At 62.5% G+C, this 6,443-nt stretch carries 6 protein-coding genes and 1 pseudogene; 5 read left to right on the top strand and 2 right to left on the bottom strand.

From position 1 onward, the window contains the following. The first annotated feature begins 419 nt into the window (after window positions 1-419). The 3 genes from ASC45_RS14250 (at window position 420) to ASC45_RS14245 (ending at window position 3,302) form a co-directional block, all read left to right on the top strand. A complete protein-coding gene (locus ASC45_RS14250; protein ID WP_055451697.1) occupies window positions 420-1,424 on the top strand; it encodes a CAP domain-containing protein in 1,005 nt (334 codons plus the stop codon). A gap of 713 nt (window positions 1,425-2,137) precedes the next feature. Beyond that, the gene (locus tag ASC45_RS16175) at window positions 2,138-2,263 is read left to right on the top strand and encodes a hypothetical protein (RefSeq protein WP_281173310.1); all 126 of its coding nucleotides are present in this window, start codon (window positions 2,138-2,140) and stop codon (window positions 2,261-2,263) included. Window positions 2,264-2,270: 7 nt separating this feature from the next. Next, window positions 2,271-3,302, top strand: a complete 1,032-nt coding sequence (locus tag ASC45_RS14245) for an IS5 family transposase (RefSeq protein WP_082454457.1) — start codon at window positions 2,271-2,273, stop codon at window positions 3,300-3,302. 123 nt (window positions 3,303-3,425) lie between these two features. On the opposite strand, the gene ASC45_RS15800 is transcribed toward ASC45_RS14245, so the two are convergent. Further along, entirely contained in the window at window positions 3,426-3,809 is a 384-nt protein-coding gene (locus ASC45_RS15800; protein ID WP_141655805.1) for a hypothetical protein, read from the bottom strand. 100 nt (window positions 3,810-3,909) lie between these two features. Continuing rightward, window positions 3,910-4,233, bottom strand: a pseudogene (locus ASC45_RS14240) (glutamine--tRNA ligase); the annotation flags it as partial. Between the two features lie 366 nt (window positions 4,234-4,599). Here ASC45_RS14240 and neuC point away from each other — a divergent pair. Together neuC and ASC45_RS14230 are read left to right on the top strand one after the other, a co-directional pair. Continuing rightward, a complete protein-coding gene (gene neuC, locus ASC45_RS14235; protein ID WP_055451695.1) occupies window positions 4,600-5,760 on the top strand; it encodes a UDP-N-acetylglucosamine 2-epimerase in 1,161 nt (386 codons plus the stop codon). Window positions 5,761-5,767: 7 nt separating this feature from the next. Then, window positions 5,768-6,418 (top strand): NeuD/PglB/VioB family sugar acetyltransferase, encoded by a 651-nt coding sequence (locus tag ASC45_RS14230; protein WP_055451694.1) that lies wholly within the window; start codon window positions 5,768-5,770, stop codon window positions 6,416-6,418. Window positions 6,419-6,443 lie beyond the last annotated feature (25 nt).

The following is a 6,443-nucleotide window of genomic DNA, read 5'->3' as shown; positions in this document are numbered from 1 at the left end:
GCCGGAACTCGGCAGGATACGGCGGACGTGACTTGGACATGATGTGGACTCCTTCATCAAAAGATTAGGTGTCCACGAAGCGGGGTCAACTCCAGTCCCCGCGCAACGGAACGCTTCTCGACCGCGATGGGCGCTGTTTGCGCGGCCTCGCGCATAGTTTGTCGCATGCATCCAGGACAGTCCTGGAGCAAGACGCCAGGCCGCGAATTCGCCATCACATCCCTGGATCCTCCGAATCGGCGGCGCAGCAGCCCGATGGGTCCATGATTCACCGCATCCTGCGCACGATCTCGCGCAAAAATCGCTTGGGATGCGTGGCATTCTCGCTGTCGCAGGCTTGCGCCGCCTGTTTCGTGTGAGATGATTATTTCATGGCGTGGAGCCTCCACGCCGCGGTCTTGTCAACAAGGAGAATTTCTATGGCCGATCACACTCACCTCCGCCGCCTCGCCATCGCGTCCGCGCTCGTCCTGACCACCTTGCTCGCCGCTTGCGGTGGAGGCGGGGGCGGTTCGGCCCCCGCTGGCACCGCCACGTCGTCCTCGACCTCGACGACCACCTCGTCCGCGAGCACCGGCACGCTGGCGACCGCGCAATACCCTGCGGGTTCGCCGGAACTGGCCGCGTTCAACCAGTTGAACGCCATGCGCCAGCAGTGCGGATTCCCGGCCGTGAAAGAGAACACGCTGCTGGACGCCGCTGCGAATAATCACTACAAGTACATGGTGGACAACCAGGTTACGGGGCACTACGAGGTGAGCGGAAACCCAGGCTTCACCGGCGTCACGCCTCTGGCTCGCGCGACTTTTGTTGGGTACGCCTATCAGGCTTCAGAAGAAAATAGCGCATTCAATAGCAATGTTGGTGGCGATTTATCTATCATTGCACTTTCAAGCGTGCCGTATCACCTTGCGCTGCTCTTCCAGCCATATTCCGAAGTGGGGCTTAAATATGGAACTTATGTGGTAGGCGCGACGAATTCTTCGTATTTGTTTGAGGCGACGCTTGGTTCTGGCGTCTCATTGCAAACATTGCCGAATGCTCCGCTCACATTTCCATGCCAGGGCACAAGCGGTGTGAACTACGAATCATCCGCCCCCGGAGAAAATCCGACGCCAACCATCAACGGGATGGCCATTACCGGAACGACAGGGACTCCAATCGCGATTGAGGCGAATGCTGGCGACACTGTGCGCCTTACAAGTGGAACGTTAACAGACCCAAGCAATAATACTATTGCAATGAATCTTATGGACTCAAGCAATGACAGCAATCATGAGCTTGGCGCAAATACTGCCGTTGCCTTTCCTAGTAATGCGCTTCAACCCAACACGACCTACATGGCCACGCTTTCCGGGACGATCAACGGCAATACCTTCACCCGCCAGTTCAGCTTCACCACGGGTAATCAAGGGCAGTTCTGAGCCTTCTTCGGTGATTTGATCTCTTGCGCAACAGCGTTTCGTATGCGGAGAAATATGCCAAACTTTCGCGACTTGCGCTGAAGTCCTTGCGAATGGGCATGTGCTGATGCGGCGCGCCGCATCAGCACATTTCAGGGGCTTCATGTCCGGGATGCGTTCCCCTCGAACGCCGCGCCCGGCGATTCTTGTCATCTCGTTGCTCTTTCCGTCGCTACGGTCCGCGTGCGGCGGGAACACATCGCCAGCCGTAGCGTCAGGCACTTCCGCGCAAGAAACCTATGCGGCCGTTTCGGCGGCATTTGCAAAAGCTCAGGCGGATGGTGCCGAGCCTGTTCTTGAAACATCCAACAGCCTCGGCCCCAATTCCCTTGGCGCCATAGCAAATAGGGCGAATGCCCAGATTGCCGCGAACCCAGCTTCCGGGAGCCATTTTGTCTCGCTGCGCTGAGCGGCACATGAAAACATCCGAGTCGTTTGCCAATCCCGCGATGCGTTTTCTCGGCGACCTTATGCTGTACCCCGTCATGCCGTTGATCCTGTTCCGCGCTGTTTGATTCGTTGCGCGGCAGGCCCGGCATGCATGCTGGGGTATGGCGCGGCGCCACAAGGCGCCTTTCGGCAGTCGCGGCACTGCGACCCCGTCGACGATTGATGCCGCGCCCATCCAGTGAGCCTGGCGCGGCCGCCTCAAGTCATCGTCAGCCCGGACCTGAATGATCGCCGCCAAGGCACGCGCCACGAGGCTGGCGTCGATGCCCGCCTGGACCGATCAGTTGGGCGCCTCGAAAAACCTGGCGGTCTCGCGGCGGTGCGTGCATGATGTGGTCGAGTTGATGTGACAAGGGGGTGGCAGTGATCAAGGTCAGTCTGTTCGCGGAGCAAGAGCGCGAGACGAAGTTGGACAAGATCGGCGACGCGTTGAGCAAGCTGGCCGAGCATGTGGACTTCGCGGCGCTGGCCGCGGAGATCGACGAGGCGGCGCCGAGGCCTGGGCGTGAACGCGGTGGCCGCCCGCCGTTGCCGACCGAGCTGATGGTGCGGGTGCTGGTCGTGCAGCAGCTCTACAACCTCAGCGACGAGCAGATGGAGTTCCAGCTTCTGGATCGGCTGAGCTTCCAGCGCTTCGTGGGCTTGCGGCAGAGTTCGCAGGCACCGGACCGCACGACGATCTGGACCTTCAAGGAGCGGCTGATCAAGGCCGGCGCAACCGAGCGCATCTTCGAGGCGGTGGGCCGGCAACTCGACCGTCACGGCTACATCGCGCGAGGCGGACAGATGATCGATGCCAGCATCGTGCCTGCCCCGAAGCAGACGTTGACCAGGAATGAAAAGGAGATCGTCCAGCAGGACGCGATGCCGGTCGAGTGGTCGCCCTCGAAGCGCCGGCAGAAGGACGTGCAGGCGCGCTGGACCAAGAAGCATGGCAAGAGCTACTTCGGCTTCAAGCTCTGCAGCAGCGTGGACCGGCGCCATAAGCTGATCCGCCGCGTGCACGTGAGCACGGCCAGCGAGCACGACACCTTGCATTTCGAGCGCGTGCTCGATTGCGGCAACACGAGTCGCGATGTCTACGCGGACAAGGGCTACGTCGACGGCGAGCGCGAACAGCGACTCGGCGAGAAGGGGTGGCGGTTGCACATTCAGCGCAAGGGCCAAGCCGACAAGCCGCTGTCGGATTGCCAGGAGCGGCGCAACAAGCGCATCGCCAAAACCCGGGCCCGGGTGGAGCACGTGTTCGCCAGCCTGGAGCAGATGGGCGGCAAGGCGCTGCGCTCAATCGGCCTGGCGCGGGCCACGCTGCACCTGAACTGGAAGGCCGCGACGTACAACCTGCGGCGCCTGTGCTCGTTGAAGGACATGGGACCGGCGGCCTTCTGACGCCCGAAATGGGCCTGGATCGGTCGAAAACGACCAGATCCGGGCACCGGAGGGCGAAAAATCACCACGCCAACCTTCAAGAAGGCTGTGAACCGGTCGGATTGCGCGGTCGTCACGGCAAGTTCAGGTCAGGAAACCAGTAATTCGAGGTGCCCACAAGGAGGTTTTTACTCCGTTGGTTAGAAGGTAATATTTTACCGGATTGTGATCGAAGGCCTTGTTTATTTCTAGACAGTACGATGAGCACTGCTGTTCGTACTCGTAAATGTTCACAGTCGTAGATTTGGCATCTACAATTAAAGTGGGCATTCCAGAGGACATAATTGCATAGTCAGGTTTATATAGTGCTGACTTGCTCCCCTTGCCGACCTTAAGTTCTCGGAGAGATGATTTGAGTTTGACTTCTGGTGGAAGGAATCCTAAATCATCCAATAGCTTGTCGACAAAGCGCGATTCAACAGTGGCCTCATTCGTTAGGTCTTTTAAAACGCAAAACTTGTTTTTCATGTTGTGATTTCAATGCGGTCGTACTTGTTCGTTAGGTGACACTGTAATGATCATTTCTGCGATGCAAGTTGACAGGTCACGCGATAAGGGCAGGAAAGCTTCATCTTCCCCAAGAATCCTTCAACCCCGTCACCCGGTTGAACACCACCTTCCCGTCCACCCCATGGTCCGCGCGGTCGGCCACAAAGTAGCCGTGCCGTTCAAACTGGAATTTCTGGTCGGGCTTGGCGGCGGCCAGTGACGGTTCCACGACCGCCGTCACCACCTTCAGGCTGTCGGGGTTGAGGGCGTCGAGGAAGTTCTTGCCGCCCGCGTCGGGTTGCGGGTCGGTGAACAGGCGGTCGTACAGGCGCACTTCGGCGCTCACGCCGTCGGCGGCGCCCACCCAGGTGATGGTGGCCTTGGGCTTGACGCTGTCGGCGCCGGAGTTGTTGCGTTGGGAGCCCTGGGTGTTTACCGTCATGCGATACGTGTCTCGAAGTTCATGCAGATGGTTTTGCATGAGTTGGCTTGCGTAGGTCAATGTGTGGTGAGATCATATTTCGAACGATCTTTGGTTCAGGTGCACATTTACCGGCGGTCACAATTCTTTGCGGCTTGGTGGCTCTGCGCTTCGTGCTCTTCCTTTTTTCGCCTCCATTTGCTCGGCGCTGCCGCGCTTTCGCCGCAAGGGTCGCGTTCGCACGCCCCCCCTTTTCGCCACGCGCAGGGTGGCTGCATTGCAATCTCTGCAAAAATCTTTCCGTTGGCCGCTCGCGCTGGCTGACTCGCCCTCCAATCCCCTCGCCCCATGCCCCGCCGCATTCTCTATCTCTCCGGCACCCGAGCCGACTTCGGGTTGATGCGCCAGACTTTGCACGCGGCAGCTGCGCATTCGGGGCTGGAGGTGGCGGTGGCGGTCACGGGCATGCATCTGCACCCCGACTACGGCCACACGGTGGACGACATCGCGGCCAGCAGGCTGCGCATCGCGGCGCGTATTCCCAGCGATGTGGGTGCGCGCGATGGCGCAGGCATGACGCGGGCGATCAGCCAGACGCTGGCAGGCCTGGTGCCGGTGCTGCAGGTGGAAAAGCCTGACGCGCTGCTGCTGCTGGGTGACCGTGGCGAGATGCTCGCGGGGGCGATTGCGGCGCTGCATCTGGGCGTCCCGAGCATCCACCTGCACGGCGGCGAGCGCTCGGGCACGGTGGACGAGCCGGTGCGCCATGCCATCAGCAAGCTCGCGGCGCTGCATTTCTGCGCCACTGCGCAGTCGCGCGAGCGCCTCATCGCCATGGGCGAAGACCCGCAGCGCGTGCATGTGGTGGGCGCTCCGGGGCTGGATGATCTGTCGGATGTGCGGCAGCTTGCGCGAGAGGCCGCGCTGCAAGCCTTGCGGCCCTGGGCGGAGAACTTTGCGGATCGCCCCTACGCTCTCGTGCTGTTTCATCCCGTGGTTCAGGAGGCCGAAGACGCCGCCACGCAGACCCAGGCGCTGCTCGATGGGCTGCGGGCCGCGGGGGCGGGCTCGGCCTTCAACGTGTTGTGGCTCGCGCCCAATGCCGACGCGGGTTCGGGCTCCATCGAGGCGCTGCTGCGGGCGCAGCAGTGGCCGGGGTTTCACCGCATCACGCACCTGCCGCGCGACGACTATCTGGCCGCGCTGCGCCATGCTGCGGTGCTGGTGGGCAATTCGTCGTCGGGCATCATCGAGGCGGCCAGTCTGGGCACACGGGTGGTCAACGTCGGCAGCCGCCAGAACTTGCGCGAGCGCAACGCCAACACAGTCGACGTGCCGCCGCAGGCCGAGGCCATCGAAGCGGCCGTGCGGCAGGCGCTGGCCGAAGGCCCGTGGCCGCATCCCGAAGACAATGTCTATGGCGATGGCCGCAGCGCCGCGCGCATCGCGCAGTTGCTGGCGACACTTCCCTTGTCGGCCGAACTGTTGCACAAGGTGAACCGTTACTGAAACCCACATGCCCGCATCCTTTGAAAAACCCGTCCTGATCGTGTTTGGCGCCGGTGGCCACGGCCGTGTGGCGGCCGACGCGGCGTTGTTAAGCAGCGCGTTTGCGCGCGTGGTCGCCTCAGACCGCAACGCGGCCACATGGGGCGGCGAACTGCTGCCCGGCGTGCCAGTGCTCTCTCCCGACGAGGCCGCTGCTCTGCCCGGCCCGCGCGCGGTGCATGTGGCCATCGGCCACAACACGATACGGCGCGACGAGGCGGCGCGGCTGGCGTCTCTCGGGCCGCTGGCCACCATCGTCCACCCCGCGGCCAGCGTGGCGGCGTCGGCGCGCGTCGCGCCAGGCTGTCTGATCACGGCGCAGTGCGTGGTCGGGCCGATGGCCGAGCTGGGCGAGGGGGTCATCGTCAACCACGGCGCGGTGGTCGATCACGACTGCCGCATCGCCGCCTGGGCGCATGTGGCCCCCGGTGTGAATCTCGGCGGCGCGGTGCAGGTGGGTGAAGCCGCGCTGGTGGGCGCGGGCAGCACGGTGCTGCGCAATCTGCGCATCGGCGCGCTTGCCACGCTGGGCGCGGGCGCAGTGCTGCTGCAAGACCTGCCCGACGGCGCGGCCTGGGCTGGCGTGCCGGCGCGGCCTCTGTCACAGGCCACAGCCTGAACCAGGAGATTCGTCCACTAGGCCG

The organism is Thiomonas bhubaneswarensis, from assembly GCF_001418255.1.
Taxonomy (GTDB): domain Bacteria; phylum Pseudomonadota; class Gammaproteobacteria; order Burkholderiales; family Burkholderiaceae_C; genus Thiomonas; species Thiomonas bhubaneswarensis.
This window is presented reverse-complemented; position numbering and strand designations above follow the sequence as displayed.